Raw genomic sequence first — 18,987 nt, forward strand, 5'->3', positions numbered from 1 at the left:
ACGCATTTCAATGCCTGGGGCTTTTGCGTGTAAAAACGAATGCTTCTCGACAACACACGGCATAATGCGCGCCGTGTTTCCTCTCTCTGGACGAACAAGGCGAGTGATGTGTTGAAGAAAACCCTGTTCCAGCTGCACTGGTTCTTCGGCATCAGCGCGGGGCTGGTCCTGGCCCTGATGGGCATTACCGGGGCGACCGTGTCGTTCCAGGACGAAATCCTGCGCGCCCTCAATCCTTCGGTCTTGCAAGTGGACAAGCTCCCCGCCGGGGTGCTGCCGCCCGCCGAACTGGTGGAGAAAATCCAGGCCGCCGAAGGCAAGACGGTGTCCATGCTCTGGGTGGAAACCGACAGCGGCAACGCCGCGCGGGTGTTCTTCACCCCGCCGCCGGGCGAACGCCGTGGGCAGATGCGCTACTTCGATCCCTACACCGGGGAGTTCCTCGGGGACGCGGTCGGCCAGGACTTCTTCGGCTTCATGCTGCAACTGCACCGCTTCCTGGCCATCGGCGACACTGGTCGGCAGATCACCGGCGCCTGCACCCTGATCCTGATCTTCTTCTGCCTGTCCGGGCTGTACCTGCGCTGGCCGCGCCAGGTCGGCAACTGGCGGGTATGGCTGACCCTGGACTGGGCCAAGAAAGGCCGCGGCTTCAACTGGGACCTGCACGCGGTGTTCGGCACCTGGTGCCTGCTGTTCTACCTGCTGTTCGCCCTCACCGGCCTGTACTGGTCCTACGACTGGTACCGGGAAGGCCTGACCAAGCTGCTCTCCGACTCGCCCCACAGTGAACGCCAGCGTGGCGGCCGCGGCGGCCCGCCGCCCAAGGGCCCGGCCCCGGTGGCGGACTACAACGCCCTGTGGAGCAGCCTCTACAGCGCCGCCGGCAAGGACCTCAGCGCCTACAACATCCGCATGCCGCCGGTGGCCGGGCAGCCGGCGACGGTGTTCTACCTGCTGAAGGATTCGCCCCACGATCGCGCCCTGAACCAACTGACCCTGGACCCCGCCACCGGGGTCATCAGCCGTCATGAGCGCTACGCCGACCAGAGCGTCAAGGCGCAACTGCTCACCAGCGTCTACGCCCTGCACGTGGGCAGCTACTTCGGCCTGATCGGACGCATCGCCCTGGCCCTGGCCTCACTGAGCATGCCGCTGTTCTTCATCACCGGCTGGCTGCTGTACCTGGATCGCCGGCGCAAGAAACGCCAGATCAAGAACGCTCGCCAGGGCCTGGAAAGCGCCGCCAACGATGGCTCGGCGTGGCTGATCGGCTTCGCCAGCCAGAGCGGTTTTGCCGAACAACTGGCCTGGCAGAGCGCCGGGCAATTGCAGGCCGCGGGAATCGCCGCCCGGGTCCTGCCCCTGGGTAGCCTCAGCGAACAGGACCTGCGTGGCGCCCAGCGCGCGCTGTTCGTGGCCAGCACCTTTGGCGACGGCGAAGCCCCGGACAGCGCCCGCGGCTTCGAGCGCAAACTGCTGAACCGCGAACTGTCGCTGCCCGGCCTGCACTACGCCGTGCTCGGCCTGGGCGACCGCCAGTACCCGCACTTCTGCGGTTTTGCCCGGCGCCTGCACGACTGGCTGGCGAACCAAGGCGCCAGTAGCCTGTTCGCCCCCATCGACGTGGACAGCGGCGACAGCTACGCCCTGCGCCACTGGCAGCAGCAACTGGGGCAGCTCACCGGCCATGCGCCGGTGGACCTGTGGCAGGCCCCGGCCTTCGACAACTGGACCTTGAAGAGCCGCAGCCTGCTCAACCCAGACAGCAGCGGCTCCGGGGTCTACCTGCTGCAACTGCTGGCCCCCAGCACCAGCAGCTGGCTGGCCGGGGATCTGGTGGAAGTGATGCCGCGCAACAGCCGCGGCGCGGTTGTGGATTTCCTCACGGGCCTGGGCCTCTCCGGCAGCACCCCGGTGCAACTGGACGGCCTGCAGGAAAGCCTCGAACAAGCCCTGGGCAGCCGCCAGCTCCCGGACATCCGCAGTCATCTGGTAGGCCTGCATGCCCAGGCCCTGGTGGACGCCCTGGTGCCCTTGAGCATGCGCGAGTACTCCATCGCCTCGATTGCCGCCGATGGTTGCCTGGAGTTACTGGTGCGTCAGGAATGCCACCCCGATGGCAGCCTGGGAATTGGTTCCGGCTGGCTCACCGAGCACGCCGCGGTGGGTTCGAGCATCAGCCTGCGGGTACGCCGCAACAGCGGCTTCCACTTACCGGCCGAACCTCGCCCGCTGATCTTGCTGGGCAACGGCACCGGGCTGGCCGGCTTGCGCAGCCTGCTCAAGGCACGCATAGCCGACGGCCAGCAACGCAACTGGCTGATCTTTGGCGAGCGCAATGCCGAGCATGACTTCTACTGCAAGGATGAACTGCAGGAGTGGCGCACCCGTGGCGACCTGACCCGCCTGGACCTGGCGTTCTCGCGGGACCAGGCCGAGAAGGTCTACGTCCAGGATCGCCTGCGCCAAGCGGCCGACGAACTGAAAAAATGGCTGGCCGACGGCGCCGCGATCTACATCTGCGGCAGCTTGCAGGGCATGGCTTCGGGGGTGGACCAGGTGCTCAACGAGGTGCTGGGTGCAGACCACGTCGAACGCCTGATCGAGCAAGGGCGCTATCGCCGCGACGTTTACTGAGCCATTGGCGAGGGGGCTTGCTCCCTCGCTACACAACAGCTATCGGTGGCTGAGGCCAGGACCGTGGGGTCTATATTTTCTTTCTTGGCTGCCTATACGGCAGTGAACTTCTTCGATGATCGCGTCGCTGGCGTTGAGCTTTTCTGAGCTGCCTACACGGCAGTGAACCGACAGGCTGCAGGTGGTCCCGCTGTCGTCGATTTCTGAGCTGCCTACACGGCAGTGAACAAGACGGCAAACCGGTTTACGTGCACGACGATTTTCTGAGCTGCCTACACGGCAGTGAACGCGCGGCGCCGAGCCATCATATGAGACTGGCGTTTCTGAGCTGCCTACACGGCAGTGAACATCTTGCGCGACATTCGCAACGTTCAGCCCGATTTCTGAGCTGCCTACACGGCAGTGAACCCCGAGCCGTCAACCTGTTGGCAGCGGGAACATTTCTGAGCTGCCTACACGGCAGTGAACTTGGCCATCGCGACGTGCAACGCCGTTGTGCCTTTCTGAGCTGCCTACACGGCAGTGAACGGGATCTCGGTCAGCTGTACGCCACCCTCGCCTTTCTGAGCTGCCTACACGGCAGTGAACGTGCAGCGCCGAGGTCTGCTCAGCGATGAATTTTTCTGAGCTGCCTACACGGCAGTGAACTGCGTAAGGCCATTATTGCCCATGCCACTATATTTCTGAGCTGCCTACACGGCAGTGAACCTGCTGGGCTGAATGGGTCATGAGCTGGCCCTTTTCTGAGCTGCCTACACGGCAGTGAACATCGCGTCAGCGACAACTTGCGCCTGGCTTTTTTTCTGAGCTGCCTACACGGCAGTGAACGGCTGCTCGAGTTTCATTATTCGCTTCCTGCTTTTCTGAGCTGCCTACACGGCAGTGAACACACATCTAGCCCAGCAAACACAATGGCTTGTTTTCTGAGCTGCCTACACGGCAGTGAACGTTGGGGTCAATTGAAATGAGCAAGCCCGACTTTTCTGAGCTGCCTACACGGCAGTGAACGCGCTCTCATGCGCCCGCAGCGGCTGCTTCTTTTTCTGAGCTGCCTACACGGCAGTGAACCGGCTGCGCGCCCGGGTTGTCCTGGACGGCAATTTCTGAGCTGCCTACACGGCAGTGAACCACTGGTTTGGGAGTGCGTGAAGTGCGTCGATTTTCTGAGCTGCCTACACGGCAGTGAACAGAAAGCATCCCGCTCTCGATCGCAGCGAGTTTTTCTGAGCTGCCTACACGGCAGTGAACCCAATTCAGCAACGGGTGGAGGGGCTGGTGGTTTTCTGAGCTGCCTACACGGCAGTGAACGCTGCTGATAGGTTACTTCGCCTGACTGGTCATTTCTGAGCTGCCTACACGGCAGTGAACCGCATGCTGAACGAGATGGTGCGCATGGACATTTTCTGAGCTGCCTACACGGCAGTGAACTAGAGCTCTCTCCCCCTAACCCCAAGATTTTAAAGAGAGATATAGCTCGACAGCACATTTAACCCTCTTTTTATTGCCCTCTGTAACTGCTTGATTTTACAAGGAGCATCCCACCGGCTCAAAAAGAGGGTCAGCAGCATAGGGCCAGATCATGGCATTCAGATTATCTGAGCACATGAGGTTTAGCCTGGATTTCTCCGAAGGCGGGGACCGCTGGCTAGCGATGGGCTCTGTGTTGGAGGCGGCCTGCTACCGCCATAGCCGAGGGTGCTGAAAAGAGGGCTGTGGCGAGGGAGCTTGCTCCCGCTCGGCTGCGCAGCAGCCGTAACTCCTGAGTGCGAGGTCTGTCTGACAGGCTGCAATGGCTGGCCTTGGGCGCGCTGCGCACGCCAGCGGGAGCAAGCTCCCTCGCCACAATAAGCAGTCTGCCAGTGCTAGCCCCTCGCCACAGTCGGTGCTTTGGCTACATCAACCGGGAGCGTGACGATTACCGTCGAGCAAGGCATCGACCACGCCATGGGCCATTTCCACCGAATGCACCAAGGACCAGATCAAGCCAAGTTCGATGCCACTGGCATGCTCGGTGATCTCGTCGGACACCTCCTCGGCCGCCTTGAGCAGCATGGAAACATGGAGGCGCTAATGCCAGGAAGGACGGCGAAGGGGGAACCGGTGCGCCCGAAGGCGCCCCCACGCACAGCCGCCATGACAGAACACCGCATACGTTGCTTGCGTCCGACCCGGGCTGCTAGTCCCGATCACCGATAGGCAGTGACAAGCCGAGGCTAGTCAGCCGGGTAGGTAGCCGCAGGCGCCAAGGAGTGCCCCGGAAACGCCTTACAAAAGAAAGAGACTCGACCGACTGTTGCCACTGCCAAAGGCTGCAACAAGCCGGGACGCAGCCTGTAATAACGACTGCCCCGGATTGAACGACAAGGAGAAAAGGCAAGCCAGGCTTGAGGCCGGCTTCTACGGGGCGTGGTGTGGGCGGGAACGCCTACACCGGCTGCAGTTTTTGCTCGTACACCGCCACGCCATCCAGGTCCCGCAGGATCACGCTCAGCTCGGCGCTCTGCCCGTCAATCTGCACTTCGCCAAAGAACTGGAAGCCGGCAAAGGGCGAGGTGTTCTGCGCCGGCGGCGCCTTCTGGAACACCACGTCCGGGCCGAAGGTCTTGTCCAGCACATTGGGCCCGAAACTCCCGGCATTCAGGGGGCCTGCAACAAACTCCCAGAACGGCTCGAAATCCTGGAACGCCGCGCGATCCGGGTGGTAATGGTGGGCCGCGCAGTAATGCACATCGGCCGTCAGCCACACATGGTTGCGCACCTGGTGCTTGCGCAGGTGCGCCAGCAGTTCGGCAATCTCCAGCTCACGCCCCTGGGCCGGTCCCGGGTCACCGTTGGCAATCGCCTCCCAGCGCGCCACGCCCGGGCTGACCTCGCCATCCGGCACACCCAGGCCAATCGGCATGTCCGCCGCCACCACTTTCCACTGGGCCGAAGAGTCCTTGAGTTCGCGCTTCAACCAATCCAGCTGTTCACGGCCCAGGAAGGGTTTCGCGCCACCGAGGTTGTCATCGTTGGCGCCGCGATAACTGCGCATGTCCAGCACGAAAACATCCAGCAGCGGCCCATAGCTGAGCTTGCGGTAAATCCGCCCGCCGCCATCGGCGCTCTGCCGGCGCATCGGCGCATACTCCAGCCACGCCTGACGCGCGCGGCCCACCAGGGTCTGGATGTCCTTGACCGCGTAGCGCTCGTCCAACTGCTTGCCGGGCGACCAGTTGTTGACCACCTCATGGTCGTCCCACTGCCAGATCTGCGGCACCTCGGCGTTGAAGCGGCGCAGGTTGTCGTCCATCAGGTTGTAGCGGTAGTTGCCCCGGTACTCGTCCAGGGTTTCAGCCACCTTGCTCTTGGCCTCGGTGGTGATATTGCGCCAGATGCGCCCGTCCTCCACGGTCAACTGCGCCGGCACCGGGCCGTCGGCGTAGATGGTGTCGCCGCTGTGGATAAAGAAGTCCGGCAAGCGCAGGCGCATGGCCTCATAGATACGCATGCCACCGATGTCCGGGTTGATGCCGAAGCCCTGGCCCACCGTGTCACCGCTCCAGACAAAACGGATGTCCCGGCGTTGCGTCGGCGCACTGCGCAAATGGCCGAACCACGGCTCACTGGCCACACCGCTCTGGGCGTCCTCGAAGGTCACCCGATAAAAGATCGCCTGATCGGCCGGCAACCCGGTCAACTCCACCCGCGCCGTGAAGTCGGTCCGCGCATCGGCCAGGGGCGAGATGAAACGCCGGGGGTTGCTGAACATGCTTCGCGTGTCCCACTCCACCACCATCCGCGCCGGGCGATCGCTGCGGCTCCAGATCATCGCCTTATCCCCCAGCAGATCCCCGGACTGCACCCCATCGGTGAGCTGCGGCCGATCCTTGACCGACGCAATCACCGCCGGCGCCAGGCTCGGCAGCAACAGCCCCGCCCCGGCGATTTGCATGATCCGACGACGGCCGAGGTTGAACTCGCTCATGGTGACTCCCTGACAATGGTCAAAAGGCAACCTTAGTCAGCGGGGATGAAGGGGGTGTGACAGGACAGTGGCGAGGCGTGACCTGGCTCAACCGAGTGCTCTTGAGTCGCTCTTTTTCAATGGTTTGCACGGCAGTGCCTCCCCAGCAATGACGGTCAGTCGGGACGTAGCATTTCTTGGCTGCCTATGCGGCAGTGAAGGCTGACACTTCGGTGACCGATGCCAGCGATAATTTCTTAGCTGCCTACACGGCAGTGAAGGTGGTCTTGAGGCCTACCAGGCTGATTACCTCTTTCTTAGCTGCCTACATTGCAGTGAAGGAGGTGCTGCGTGAAAACGCAAACTTCCGGGCTTTCTTAGCTGCCTACACGGCAGTGAAGTGGGGCAAGCGCCATAAGGCCCTGGGGTTGAATTTCTTAGCTGCCTACACGGCAGTGAAGGTCTCTCCAGCATGTCCATGTCAGGCGCTCCATTTCTTAGCTGCCTACACGGCAGTGAAGGGAGTGCGGACGGGCGCCCCACTGCACGCCCTTTTCTTAGCTGCCTACACGGCAGTGAAGAAACGCTCGGGCGCTTTCAGGGCCCATGCCTGTTTCTTAGCTGCCTACACGGCAGTGAAGGCTACGAGCATGACCTTGAGCGATCCTTCGGTTTTCTTAGCTGCCTACACGGCAGTGAAGATGCTCGATCACCCGAGCATCGGAATAGCCCTTTTCTTAGCTGCCTACACGGCAGTGAAGCCCGTCAGCTGTCTGACGAACCACACGTTTAATTTCTTAGCTGCCTACACGGCAGTGAAGTCAAAGCGGAAGCGATCAAGTGCAAGCATTGTTTTCTTAGCTGCCTACACGGCAGTGAAGGATGAGGCAGCCAACAACCTGAAGAACTGGATTTTCTTAGCTGCCTACACGGCAGTGAAGCAAGCCGCCACGGCGCTTAATGAGGTCGCCATTTTCTTAGCTGCCTACACGGCAGTGAAGGATGTAGGAAGCGGCAATACGAGCGCTATCTATTTCTTAGCTGCCTACACGGCAGTGAAGAATGGCGGTCGCGGCGGTGTTGCGCGGTCGGTTTTCTTAGCTGCCTACACGGCAGTGAAGTACTTGTAGGCCTGCTTGACGCAGGTCTTCTTTTTCTTAGCTGCCTACACGGCAGTGAAGAGCGTGAAGAGTGAAACTTAAGCAGACGTGGTTTTCTTAGCTGCCTACACGGCAGTGAAGCAGCGGCTCGCGCCTGATCTTCCTCGGTCATTTTTCTTAGCTGCCTACACGGCAGTGAAGAACAGGCCACGCGAAACGCTCGGGCCTTTCATTTTCTTAGCTGCCTACACGGCAGTGAAGACGGTTCGGGGGTTCAGCACGCCGTCATCTGTTTTCTTAGCTGCCTACACGGCAGTGAAGCTCTGCAGCGGCTTCATGCTGTCCACTGAGTTTTTCTTAGCTGCCTACACGGCAGTGAAGGCCGAGGTCGCGAACACCGACCCGATGTCCAGTTTCTTAGCTGCCTACACGGCAGTGAAGTAGAGCATTTCCCCTATAACCCTTTGATTACGCCCAGAAAAGGCGCCCAAAGACTCCACATACCCTTTTTCTGAGCCCCCTTGTAAGTCATTGATTTTACAAGAGGGCTCAGTCCCCTCAGAAAAAAGGGTTAAAACCAGGGCACCGTTGCGCTTGAGCTCAAGCCATAAGCGTTGAATGTTCCTGCCTGTGGTTGCTCAAGAAGCGGGCCGTGCCGGATGAACAAGTGGAACACTTGTTGGCTGGTATGGCTGCGCATGACAGCAAAAGGCAGGTCACAGCGTTTCGCTGCTGTATCGGGAAGACGCCGACGTGCCTCGTCCTCGGAAAGCCCGTGACGCTTGATCAGACGGCGCCGCAGGCGTTCAGGGTTGCTGTCGACCTGCACCCGGCAGACATGCCGATGTTGCACGTGTGCCGGCACAGGGCATGGCTGGCCGATATGCACATGGTCGCGCATCCCAGTCAGCCAATTGATGGCCAGCAATTGGTCTAGGGCCTCGTGGCTCCCGTGAAGACGCAGGTGCGAGCCCAGGTGGCGGATCGAGTGTCGAGTATCGGGAAAACTGATGCCGATATTGTTTCGCCGCACGTCATGCAGCGCGCGATGAAGTTTATTGAGTAGCGCACTCATCAACTGCGTCGGCGGAAACTCCGGGTCGGGCAGCAGTTTCAGGTCGAGGTAGTGATCCATGGCTCAACCCGCCTCACCGAAGACGCCGCCCCGGATCAAGGTGGCAATCACGAAGTGTTGCTGTTCAATGGGCGGTACCTGGTCTTTCAAGACCCAGCCATCCAGCAAGGTGTAGAAGTCATCCTTGCTGCCGCGTGGCTGGCGATAGGCTTTGCCCTGGGTGGTCACCGAACCATAGGGTTCCACGGCGATCGGCCCGTTGCCGTCTGCCTCCTGATACCAGGTGTCGATGCTGCGCAGCGCGTTGCCGATTTTCTGCGAGTGGATTCCGGCGATGTTTTCAACGCTGTACAGCGTTTTGCTCTTGTCACCGCGCCCCCGCTCCAGAATCAGCTCCTGGGAGGGAAAAACTTCCTGCCCGGCGCCTATGCGTGCGTAGGCGGTGATGCGCAACAGCACATGCTGCTCACCGGCCAAGCCCTTGGCGATCAACTGCGTGAGTTGCTGCAAGGCGTTGGCGTGCTCCCCCTCCTCGTTGAAGTGGCGCAGTGACAGACTCAAGCTGTCGAAAGTCCATTGCGAGGCGCTGCTGCCTCCGACCAGGTGATCGACCTCGACCTGCACCTGCTCGGCGCCCATTCGGTTGCGCCACAGGAAACGTCCGTTGGCCAGGTTATGTGCGTAACGGCGCGCCAACTCGTTGAAACCGTTGGCCTGTACATAGCCCTGCACGGTATCCAGCAGTTTTTTCCGGTAGGCGAAATCGTTGCAGGCCGAGGGCTGACCGGTACCTGCCAGCACACGCAGGGTAAAAGTAACCCGCAGGGTGTCGGTATCGTGGGGCAGAGTGGCGACATCCACGGTTTGCAGGTTGGGGTTTTCAATCGCGGCATCCAGCTTGGCCGGGTCCAGTTCCTTGGCTTTGAGTCGGTTGGAAATGGTCCCGCGTACGGATTTTTCGCGCACAACGACAGGCACCCAATGATTTCGGGAGTGCCAGTCCCCGGCGTGGAACAACGCATCGGACGGATCAAGCTTGCGTTCGAAGGCCAGGACAGAAGCGGTTTTCAGGGCGTCATTGCTCATGTTCGTATTCCTTTGCTCAAAAGGGCTATCAGTCGAAGTGGGACATTGATTGCGCACGGTAGTCATTGCGGCAGCGGTACAGCCCCTCGTCACTGTGGCAGTCGGCGTACCAGAGCAACTGCTGCACCGATTGCAGGCGGTGGGGGCTGATCCACTGCCCCACGCCATAGAGGCTCTCCACGAAACGGAACGGGGTCTGGGCATCACGGGCGCGAGCAACCGAGCCGGCTGCCTGAAGTGGAGTGAGCGCGCCATAACCCACAGGGATGGGCACTATCCATCCCAGGCCCTTGCGATCGTTGGTCCATTCAGTGTGGCGTGGGGATTCGCATTCGCTCGCGGGGGTAACGCTGGACCAGTTGATCCGTGACAGCGACAGCCAGGCATCCAGTAGCGTGGCCTGGGGCTGGCTGGCTTGCAGGTCCTGGTGACGCTGCTGCAGAAGATCTTGCCGCTCTACCAGTACAAACCCAGGCAGCAGGCGCAGCTTGGTCTCATAGAACAGTCGCTCGCGCGCCTCTTCGTCACCGGTCATGGGAATCACATAAGGCTGCTGCTTGCGATGAGGGGCGCTCGAAGGGAGCACACTGCCTCCCGCGATGCGCATCTGCATCAACAGTTCACGTACCTGATGCGCGATAGCTCTGCCATCGCTCTGGTCATTGAGCGCTTGGCTTTGTACGGCAAACACCAGGCTGATCTGAAGGTGGATCCGACCTTCCTCGACGATTGCCGCGGTGCTGCCATCCCTGTTGAGTGGGTTGCGGGTCAGGCGCAGGGTGTTGACGAAGTCGCCGTGGGTCACTTGTTCTTCGTGATGATGGGCGACCACGCTGACTGCGTTGAACTGCAAGTCGAGGCCTTCTGCATGAGTTTTCCTTTCCAATGCCCACATCAACCCCAGGAAAGCCGTAATAGAGGGAAAACCATGGGTCAGGGGACTGGAGAGGCTGTTGGCGTTTTGCACCCACAGGTGAGGGATGACCAGCAGGTGCTCAAAGTGCGGACACTCAGCCATGCATCACCTCCACAACGGGTTCATCAACGACCCAGGACTGTAATGTTTCGGCTTCGATAACGGCCTGTCTGGCCCAATGCGCCTGTTCGGTATCGCCTACCGGCAAGCCGCGTTGCAGCAAAATACCGTTCAGCCAGTTACCAAAGCGATGGGCAACTTCTTCCGCCCAGGCCTGTCGGGCGAAGGCTGCTGTAAAGGCCTGGTCCGCTTCGATGTGCTCCTCACGCGGCGGCAATTGAGCGCGTTGCGGATCGAGCCAAAGCTGCTCACACAGTGCTAGCCGGCATTGACCATCACGGCTCCAGCCGGCGGGGAGAGAGGCGCGAAAGCTCAGGCCGAAGGCCGCCAGGGCACGCCCCAACGCGCGCTCTATACGCTCACGCCGCAGGCGGGTGTGCATGGTAGGCGGAGGGTCGGTCTGGAGCAGTGTGCAAAGGGCCTCGATCAACTCATCCACGTCCTCAAAACGCCGCAGGCGGGTGAAGGCCGAATCCAGGTGCAGAGCGCTGCCGGGGTGCTGCTGCTTCCAAAGCGGAGGAAGAGAAGCCAACAGATAATTCACGCCTCCACGTTCACTGTTGAGCTGGCTGATGTTCTGCGGTTTGGTCCCCCCGAGTTTGCGCACCACCAGTTGCGGGTAATCGCCGTAGGTTCCTGTGTAGGGCTGGCGATTACGCCGAGCCAAACGTGCCGCCTTGTTGGCCTCGCCAAAGCGACGCTCGTTGATATCAGCGTGTACGGCATGAACCAGGCTGCTGGGAAACATCGGTTGCAGCAATTCAAAGCCGGCATCGTCGCTTGGCTCGCCCGAAACACACCAGAAAACCTGCTTGGCCAAGCTGTGGGAAACCAGGGTTTCGTTCGAGCGAATCAAACCCTTGAAGGCCTGCGCCCAACTTTGCGCCAGGGTCGGATCCGGGCTCAGGGCAGCCAGCAGATCGACGTCGTCCTGCTGCAGCCAGTCCAGCAGCCGGCTTCCTTCTACCTCCAGCTTGAGAAACTTGTACACATCCAACGCCGCGGCATTACCCACGATGTCTTCAACGTAGTCGCTAGCCAGTACATGGGTACCGATCTCCTGATGCTGCGTCAGCGTTTGCGGAGCAGCATGGAGGCTGCTGCCGCGAGCATCGGGGTGGGTGGCTTTGAGGACATGGGTGACGGCCTGGATTTGCGCTACTCGGCGGGCCGCGTCGGCGAGCCAGGTGCTGTATTCGTACTTCGTTGCATCACCTGCCTCATCACCTTTCAGTTTTGCGTCCCGCCGCTCATTGATGAATGTGGTGATTGTGTTGCGAAAAAGCGTGGAGCGCGCAGCTAGATTCGATCCTTCGTTCATGTCCCTTCCCTGCAGAGAGAACTTGTCGATGGCAAGTCCGTAACGGTTCGAGATAGCACTTAGCTATCGCGTTTTTAGCAATCTGCCCATCATCCTTCAAGAAGCGTGTGATTCGTGGACATACGTCATGGGTCAGTGTTTTTTGCCAAACCCCAGCACTGGATGAAAATGCCAGCCCTGGGTGCTATCGATCAGCTTCGCGGTGGTAAATCGCTCGGCACAGGCCCGTAGTGAAAGGCCCTGCACCTCGGTTTGTCGAACCAACAGTTGCATCAGGTCGTGCTGGCCCCAGGGGGCGATGCGCGGGCCTGACAAACTATCAAGATCGATCTCGTCCAGCAGATTCGTCACGGGAACGTAGGCCTCGGTTGATCCTGGGGCGTATTTTTCATGGATGCGATGCAACACCAGGTTTTCTTCATCCTCGTCCGGCAACCACAGCACCTCGACTTCCCTGACGGTGTTTTCGCGGAAGGGTTGCTGCTGTGGCAGAGCCCAGGTCAGGGCGGCCTGGGGGTACTGCCACGCGCAGGCCGCATCCAGTTCGAAAGAGGCAGGCTTGACCCCGCGTGGCGTCGGTTTACCCAAGCCGCTCCGATCCTTGGGCAGCATCTGCGCACTGATCCGCGCATGCTCCAGATCCACCAGGTTGAGCTTAGGGCGCCAAGCCTCGGTGGCCCTGGGCTGGATTCGAGGGCGGGCACTGATGCACTGGTAATCGGCCTGATCCAGCAGTTGAGCAAGGCGATGGCTGGCCAGGCGCCAAGGGTGCTCGCGCTGGCCACTCTCACTCTCGAATCCAGGTCGGATAAAGGCCGCGGCACCTGGCTGCTCGAAATGTCGCAGATTGCTGTCGAACACCAGGACATTGGCGCTCTGGCAGGGACGATCACGGTGGCGCTGTACACGACCGGCGAGCTGGATCAGTGAACGCATCGATGAAGGCTCGACCACTGCCCAGTCGTAGTCATGGTCGCGCCCTACTTCGGTAACCGGCGACCCCAGCACCACAAACAACTGATCCTGCTCGGGGTACTGATCAATCAACTGGCGTATCTGCGGATGGGCATACAGTGCATTCGGCTCCCTACGGTTCAGGCAACTGTCCAACTGAGCTTCGATGGCCGAACGCAACAACAGCGGAAAACGCGAGTGATAAACACACAGATGAATGCGCTGGCCAACTGGAGCCCCCAATGCGAACAGCGCTTGGGCAACGTCGAACAAGGGTTCGATGTTCGCCATACGCACCAGGCCAACGCTGATTTTCTTGCCACTGTACGGACATGCCTCGGCATGGCGTGCATGCGCTTGCAGCATCGCCGCGTGGACGTGTTCAGCAAAAGCGCGACGCATGGCACCCACGGGCTGCGCATCGATCTTCAGAGGAATGAGCTCGCCGCGCCGGCGTGGCTCGATGCCCTCAAGCGCCTGTACACGGCGCCCAACGAATACGCTGTGTTGCTGGACAAAGCTCTCGGCGCTGTTGCAAGTGCCCTTGTGGGCACCGAACTCATCAACCCACAGGCAAGGGATTTCGCTGACGGGAGAACCGGGCTCTCCTCGATTGCGTCGGTAATGCAGACGGCCAGCACGATAAGCCTGGAACATCCCCTCCAGCAGAGCCGGAGGAAGGGTCGCCGACGATAGCAGCACCCGGGTGCCCAACAGGCCGGCCCAATACACCAGACGCGTCAGCGCAGGCAGGTCGGCGAGGTCGAAGTCATCCAGCTCATCAAGAACCAGGTCACTGCTGAGCAGGCGCAACATGGGCGCTATCTGCCGACCGGCTCTCTGTGCTTCGGTCGCGGGCATCAGGTGATCGATGGTGCACACCAGCATCGGCGCATTGAGCAGGGCCGTGATCTGGGGATTATTCATCACCTTGGACAACAGGCCATGGGCTTCCATAGCGCCCTCATAACGCACATGGCTGTCTTCTTCGATCAGGGCTTGGGTAGAGGCCGACCCGCAGGCCTCGGCCTCGGCTTGGTGGTAGTCGAACAAGGCCCGGCTTGCAGAACCTCCGACCCTGATGGCCAGGTCGTCTTCACCCAGGTTCAGATCCTCGCGGTAGCTGTGGCCGGTTTGCAGGGTCAGGGTGCGCAGGCCCAGGGCGAAGGTACAACGCATACCGATCTGTGGGTCGGCCAGAGCGTACATGATTCGGGCATTGGCCAGCGTCTTGCCGCATCCGGTGGAGGCCATATTGACGATAAAGGCGCCGTGCTGTTGTGCCTCCACGCGCAGGCTTGTTGCGGCATCCGCGGCCTTGTCCTGCCAACTGAAACGAGGGGCACCGCTGCGTTTGCGCAAACCTGGATGACGGGCCAAGCGGGGTAAATGACGCTCGAAACCAGGCAGGCCGTGAACGACGCTGCGGGCCATGCGCGCCACCCCGAGCAGGTGTTCGTCCAGGGGCTGCTTGAGTTGGCCATCGGTGTGCGTGTTGGCAAACAAAGGATGCTTGTCATCGCCCTTTACCCGTTGGCCCGACTCGGGCGGCAAGCTGGAGTAGTAGTGATCGCTCAACATCAGGCTCATACGAGCCAGATGCATGACATAGGGGTTGTTCAGCCAGTCGCCATGACCGGGCTTGGCTTGCAGTGTCAGCAGGCGATTGGCGAGCTTGGCAGCCTGCGCCCGCCATTTGGGCCAAGTCACCGGCAGCCCATGCTCGAACTGCCAAAAAACCTCGACGTCCTCGATGGAGGCTGGGCGGCTGCACTCATTCCACTCGTGGGTGATGCCCTCGATCAGGTTGTCCAGCATCGACGGATTGAAACGGGCAGACTTCTTGCCCAGCCATTGCTGTTCTCCGTTGGTGCTCTCATCCCAACTGGGCAGTGTGGGCAAACGGTGGTGGCTGACCACAAGCCAGGCAATGGCGGCCGCCAACGGCGCAAGCTGTTTGAAGGGCGGGGGCGTCGCGGCATCGAGCCCATCGCGCTGATAACGGCCTGCCGCCAGCCAACTGTTGTCATCCTCGTCCGTGGGCGCCGCCAGCCGCCGCAACCAGCTGGGATCATCATCAGAACCAACGAACGCCAGGAACAAACGCAGTGACACCCACTCATGGCGATACAGGTTCCTTTCCACACTGCGCAGGCGCAGTTTGTTCTGGAAGGCAATGCTGGCCTTGCCCAAGTCGTGCAGCAGCGCCGCCATCTGCGTCAGCAGCGAGATGTCTTCAGCACAATGCCAATCATTTTCATCGTCTTTGCGTAGCACATTGCGCGCAGTGGTATGGGTCGGCACCGCCCCCTGTTCATTGAAACGCTTGGCGTCACCGACGATCCACAACAGCTCGCTGTGATCCAGCCCGCGAATCCAGTGGCAGGCCACCGCGGTATTGCGGCGGGCGCTTTTCTTGAGCAAGCGTCTGAGGGTATCCAGGCCGGCCTGCGTGATGGGTGTTTGCCAAGTACGCTCGCCACGCCGTTCGGCAAACTGATCGAGAATTCGCCGGCTTTGCACCAAGGCCTTTTTATCGCACTGACAGATCAGCATGACGTTCATAACGCCCGCTGCTCCATCTGCTGAGCGACAGCCTTGAGACTGTCGATCATAAAATCCAGGGCTTCACCACGGGTCAGGTTGTCAATGCAAGCCTGGCGGAAGGCTTGTTCGTCGTCACCTCGCTTGGCCGACAGAAAGGCCTGAGGCAACACCAGCGCATCCTTCACCAAATCGGCTACATCAAAAACCAGGCCCCCGCGGCGAGTCTTGCCATGCAGCACCGCCAGCCCATGAGGCAACCCCAGCACCCAGGTGGCGGTCGCCGCCAAACCGTAAGCCAGGTAGTTGCCGTGATCGAGAAATCGATTGGCTGGGTCTACGCCACTGCCACCTTTGGCCCGGACGAAATCGCCATAAGCGGTTGCCGTTGCGGCCAACTTGAACAGGCGCTTGGTCAGGCGAGCCTCTTCGGTCAGCAGGTAAGTCACGTCCGGAGCAGCATTCAATGAGCTCAGCGATTGCGCCAAGGCGGACTCCAGCGCCGAAGAGTCGATGTCGAAACCGGCTTTTGCCAGGGGCCCCTGCGACCGCCAATGCTGCCGGATGCAGCCCAGGCGCAACCTCTGGAAAGCCTTGGCCGCCTCCAGACGTTGTTGTTCATCGAACCAGAACCGCACCCAGCGTTGCAGATACTCAGTGGGGCGATATTCGCTTTGTGGGGAAAACCAAGCGACTTCAATATCGATCTCATTGGCGCTGAACAACGGCGTGCCACCGCCCCCGCAGAACCCCACCAGAACGCCAGCCTTGGCCAGTTCGCGCATGGCTGCCTGGGTGACTGAGGTGCCGGTCCCCAGTAGCACGGTCGTGGTATTGGCGATTGGGATATTCCAGTACAGCGACTGCTTGCCGGCATCGGTTACATACTCGACCCGACCACCATTAACCAGCACCCGACAGTGCTGCAGGTAATAGATATTGGCGCGCTTGGAATGAAGAATCGTTTTTAGATCTGCGGAGCTGATGTCTTCCATGAGAGAGAGCCGCCTGCTGCATCGTCCATTGAGCGGTAGCGGTTATAAGCAATGTCGGGTTGTTCGTCTATGCCACGTTGGAAATTCAGATCGTTGCCTCGCGCCAGTGCAAATAGAGCTGCCGGGCAAACCTGCTGGCGAAGTTTGAAGGTCACCGGTTGCTACTCAATGCTTTTGGGCCAGGTTTTTAGCTGCCTGTACGGCAGTGAACGCTGTCCGGGTATCTGCGTGCCATCGCAGGCCTTTCTGAGCTGCCTATACGGCAGTGAACAACAAGGACCGCGCCAAGTTCATAACGTTGACTTTCTGAGCTGCCTATACGGCAGTGAACGTTATCGATAGCTCCAGCGAGAACCAGGACATTTTCTGAGCTGCCTATACGGCAGTGAACGTCGAGGTGCCGCGAAACATCCAGACCCCAGATTTCTGAGCTGCCTATACGGCAGTGAACATCCGCCACGATAGCGTTGTGAAGCACCGCCATTTCTGAGATGCCTATACGGCAGTGAACACCGTGACCAGCGACTTCCAGGGGCTGGGGATTTTCTGAGCTGCCTATACGGCAGTGAACTGGGCGCGGTGTGAGTGCATTCGGATGGATTCTTTCTGAGCTGCCTATACGGCAGTGAACCCGCAGACGCCGGCGGCGCGCCGGCCGTCAGTTTTCTGAGCTGCCTATACGGCAGTGAACACAGTCACAGTGATCATGCCCACCGGCAAGGCTTTCTGAGCTGCCTATACGGCAGTGAACTTTGCTCCACCGCCTGTAACGCCGGTTTGACTTTTCTGAGCTGCCTATACGGCAGTGAACATTGAGCGCCGCTCGGTATTGATCAGGTAAATTTTCTGAGCTGCCTATACGGCAGTGAACAACCAGCAGGCAACCGCTCAGCAACTGAGTCATTTCTGAGCTGCCTATACGGCAGTGAACGATATTTTGCCAATCCGTATGAGGTTGGCCATTTTCTGAGCTGCCTATACGGCAGTGAACAAGAAGGCAGCTCAAGAGCTTAAAGACGCTATTTTCTGAGCTGCCTATACGGCAGTGAACATTGTCGATTGCGCCGTACTTGCTCGCGTTGTTTTCTGAGCTGCCTATACGGCAGTGAACTACTACTTTGAGTACGCCAACGCGACTGAGAATTTCTGAGCTGCCTATACGGCAGTGAACGTGCCATTGAGCTGTATCCCAAGGTTGGTGTGTTTCTGAGCTGCCTATACGGCAGTGAACATTGCCTGCGGGTTATCAGCCTCGCGCTGCAATTTCTGAGCTGCCTATACGGCAGTGAACGTCCACTGAGTTGGCCACGATGATCTTGCGCGTTTCTGAGCTGCCTATACGGCAGTGAACGGACATCGATCCCGACGTTGTGCAGCGTTTCCTTTCTGAGCTGCCTATACGGCAGTGAACCAGACAACTTCCTTCATAACCCAATGATTTAAAAGAACAACCAGCTAAACAACCCGCCTGACCCTCTTTTTAGAAGCCTCTGTAAGTGATTGATTTTACATAGGGCTTACCCCCCCTCAAAAAAGAGGGTCAGCCCTAAACATCAGATCGGCAGGGCACAGACTATAGACTTCGAACCTATTTATTTGAGGTTCAAGTGAGAAAAGTGACGGTTACGCAGTGACCAAGGTGGAGCGAGGGAGCACCTCCCTCGCCACAGAAATCAAGCCGTTCAGCTGGGAGAACGACGATTACCATCGAGCAAGGCATCCACCACACTGCGGGCCATTTCCACCGAATGCACCAGGGACCAGATCAAGCCACGCTCGACGCCGCTGGCGTGTTCGGTGATTTCATCGGACACCTCCTCGGCGGCTTTGAGCAGCATGGAAACGTGGAGCAAGGCCTCTTCGGCGCTGATGCCGGGGCGGACGCTGAAGGGCGAGTCGGAGCCCGCAGGGCCACCCGCCGTGGGCTTCAACGCCGTGACCAATGAACGGTTCAGCGCATTGTTGGCCAAGGCATAACGAACCACTTCATTGGCCAGATCGTGGTCTGGATTACGACGGGAAACAGAATAGGAAACAGGCGGATCGGGGACGATCTTTTTCATGGTGTAACTCCTGACTAAGGAGCTTTCACCCATCGCTGCTAAACGGAGGGTGGCAGCTGGACGCGGGTTAGCAGACCAGGCAGTCAGGCATGCCCAGCGCGCTCGAAGGCGCCCCGCGTACAGCCGCCATAAACGCAAAGATCAACATCAGAATGCTGACCAAGCGGATAGGTGCTTGCATGCCTGAATTTGGTAGGGCTGCTAAACCCGATCACTGAACATTCAGT

11 protein-coding genes and 3 CRISPR repeat arrays are annotated in these 18,987 nt (G+C 59.8%); of the genes, 1 reads left to right on the top strand and 10 read right to left on the bottom strand.

The window, feature by feature from the left end; all coding sequences use genetic code 11:
- Nucleotides 1-108 precede the first annotated feature (108 nt).
- Nucleotides 109-2,640 carry a PepSY domain-containing protein gene (locus LXM55_RS08100; RefSeq protein WP_233319898.1) on the top strand — a complete coding sequence of 844 codons (2,532 nt, stop codon included), beginning with the start codon at nt 109-111 and terminating at the stop codon, nt 2,638-2,640.
- A gap of 80 nt (nt 2,641-2,720) precedes the next feature.
- Nucleotides 2,721-4,068: direct repeats of the CRISPR family, unit length 28 nt; unit sequence TTTCTGAGCTGCCTACACGGCAGTGAAC.
- Between the two features lie 468 nt (nt 4,069-4,536).
- Here the strand turns inward: LXM55_RS08100 and LXM55_RS32615 are convergent.
- The 10 genes from LXM55_RS32615 to LXM55_RS08150 all read right to left on the bottom strand — a co-directional run bounded on the left by LXM55_RS32615 (nt 4,537) and on the right by LXM55_RS08150 (nt 18,760).
- Nucleotides 4,537-4,692 (bottom strand): hypothetical protein, encoded by a 156-nt coding sequence (locus tag LXM55_RS32615; protein WP_233319899.1) that lies wholly within the window; start codon nt 4,690-4,692, stop codon nt 4,537-4,539.
- Between the two features lie 373 nt (nt 4,693-5,065).
- The gene (locus LXM55_RS08110) at nt 5,066-6,607 is read right to left on the bottom strand and encodes an alkaline phosphatase D family protein (protein ID WP_233319900.1); all 1,542 of its coding nucleotides are present in this window, start codon (nt 6,605-6,607) and stop codon (nt 5,066-5,068) included.
- 172 nt (nt 6,608-6,779) lie between these two features.
- Nucleotides 6,780-8,127: direct repeats of the CRISPR family, unit length 28 nt; unit sequence TTTCTTAGCTGCCTACACGGCAGTGAAG.
- Nucleotides 8,128-8,257: 130 nt separating this feature from the next.
- Complete coding sequence (cas6f, locus tag LXM55_RS08115; RefSeq protein WP_233319901.1) at nt 8,258-8,821, bottom strand: type I-F CRISPR-associated endoribonuclease Cas6/Csy4; 564 nt, start codon at nt 8,819-8,821, stop codon at nt 8,258-8,260.
- A gap of 3 nt (nt 8,822-8,824) precedes the next feature.
- Complete coding sequence (gene csy3, locus LXM55_RS08120) at nt 8,825-9,847, bottom strand: type I-F CRISPR-associated protein Csy3 (protein WP_233319902.1); 1,023 nt, start codon at nt 9,845-9,847, stop codon at nt 8,825-8,827.
- 28 nt (nt 9,848-9,875) lie between these two features.
- Complete coding sequence (csy2, locus tag LXM55_RS08125; RefSeq protein WP_233319903.1) at nt 9,876-10,865, bottom strand: type I-F CRISPR-associated protein Csy2; 990 nt, start codon at nt 10,863-10,865, stop codon at nt 9,876-9,878.
- Nucleotides 10,858-12,204: a type I-F CRISPR-associated protein Csy1 gene (gene csy1 / locus LXM55_RS08130; protein WP_233319904.1), complete on the bottom strand. Its 1,347-nt coding sequence runs from the start codon at nt 12,202-12,204 to the stop codon at nt 10,858-10,860. The genes csy2 and csy1 overlap by 8 nt, the downstream gene beginning before the upstream one ends.
- Nucleotides 12,205-12,336: 132 nt before the next feature.
- The gene (gene cas3f / locus LXM55_RS08135) at nt 12,337-15,723 is read right to left on the bottom strand and encodes a type I-F CRISPR-associated helicase Cas3f (protein WP_233319905.1); all 3,387 of its coding nucleotides are present in this window, start codon (nt 15,721-15,723) and stop codon (nt 12,337-12,339) included.
- The gene (cas1f, locus tag LXM55_RS08140; protein ID WP_233319906.1) at nt 15,720-16,697 is read right to left on the bottom strand and encodes a type I-F CRISPR-associated endonuclease Cas1f; all 978 of its coding nucleotides are present in this window, start codon (nt 16,695-16,697) and stop codon (nt 15,720-15,722) included. Before cas1f ends, cas3f begins: the two co-directional genes overlap by 4 nt.
- Nucleotides 16,670-16,852: a hypothetical protein gene (locus LXM55_RS08145; RefSeq protein ID WP_233319907.1), complete on the bottom strand. Its 183-nt coding sequence runs from the start codon at nt 16,850-16,852 to the stop codon at nt 16,670-16,672. The genes cas1f and LXM55_RS08145 overlap by 28 nt, the downstream gene beginning before the upstream one ends.
- Before the next feature lie 28 nt (nt 16,853-16,880).
- A CRISPR array of direct repeats spans nt 16,881-18,108; the repeat unit is 28 nt; unit sequence TTTCTGAGCTGCCTATACGGCAGTGAAC.
- Between the two features lie 271 nt (nt 18,109-18,379).
- Nucleotides 18,380-18,760, bottom strand: a complete 381-nt coding sequence (locus LXM55_RS08150; RefSeq protein ID WP_233319908.1) for a DUF3077 domain-containing protein — start codon at nt 18,758-18,760, stop codon at nt 18,380-18,382.
- Nucleotides 18,761-18,987 lie beyond the last annotated feature (227 nt).

Origin of the sequence: Pseudomonas sp. Au-Pse12 (assembly GCF_021341665.1) — a bacterium.
In the GTDB taxonomy this organism is placed as follows: Bacteria; Pseudomonadota; Gammaproteobacteria; order Pseudomonadales; family Pseudomonadaceae; genus Aquipseudomonas.

Bases quoted from the DNA above. Each gene is read 5' to 3' on its own strand.
- cas1f (WP_233319906.1), bottom strand. From the start codon at position 16,697: ATGGAAGACATCAGCTCCGCAGATCTAAAAACGATTCTTCATTCCAAG.
- LXM55_RS08150 (WP_233319908.1), bottom strand. From the start codon at position 18,760: ATGAAAAAGATCGTCCCCGATCCGCCTGTTTCCTATTCTGTTTCCCGT.
- csy3 (WP_233319902.1), bottom strand. From the start codon at position 9,847: ATGAGCAATGACGCCCTGAAAACCGCTTCTGTCCTGGCCTTCGAACGC.
- csy2 (WP_233319903.1), bottom strand. From the start codon at position 10,865: ATGGCTGAGTGTCCGCACTTTGAGCACCTGCTGGTCATCCCTCACCTG.
- csy1 (WP_233319904.1), bottom strand. From the start codon at position 12,204: ATGAACGAAGGATCGAATCTAGCTGCGCGCTCCACGCTTTTTCGCAAC.
- LXM55_RS08110 (WP_233319900.1), bottom strand. From the start codon at position 6,607: ATGAGCGAGTTCAACCTCGGCCGTCGTCGGATCATGCAAATCGCCGGG.
- cas3f (WP_233319905.1), bottom strand. From the start codon at position 15,723: ATGAACGTCATGCTGATCTGTCAGTGCGATAAAAAGGCCTTGGTGCAA.
- cas6f (WP_233319901.1), bottom strand. From the start codon at position 8,821: ATGGATCACTACCTCGACCTGAAACTGCTGCCCGACCCGGAGTTTCCG.
- LXM55_RS32615 (WP_233319899.1), bottom strand. From the start codon at position 4,692: ATGCTGCTCAAGGCGGCCGAGGAGGTGTCCGACGAGATCACCGAGCAT.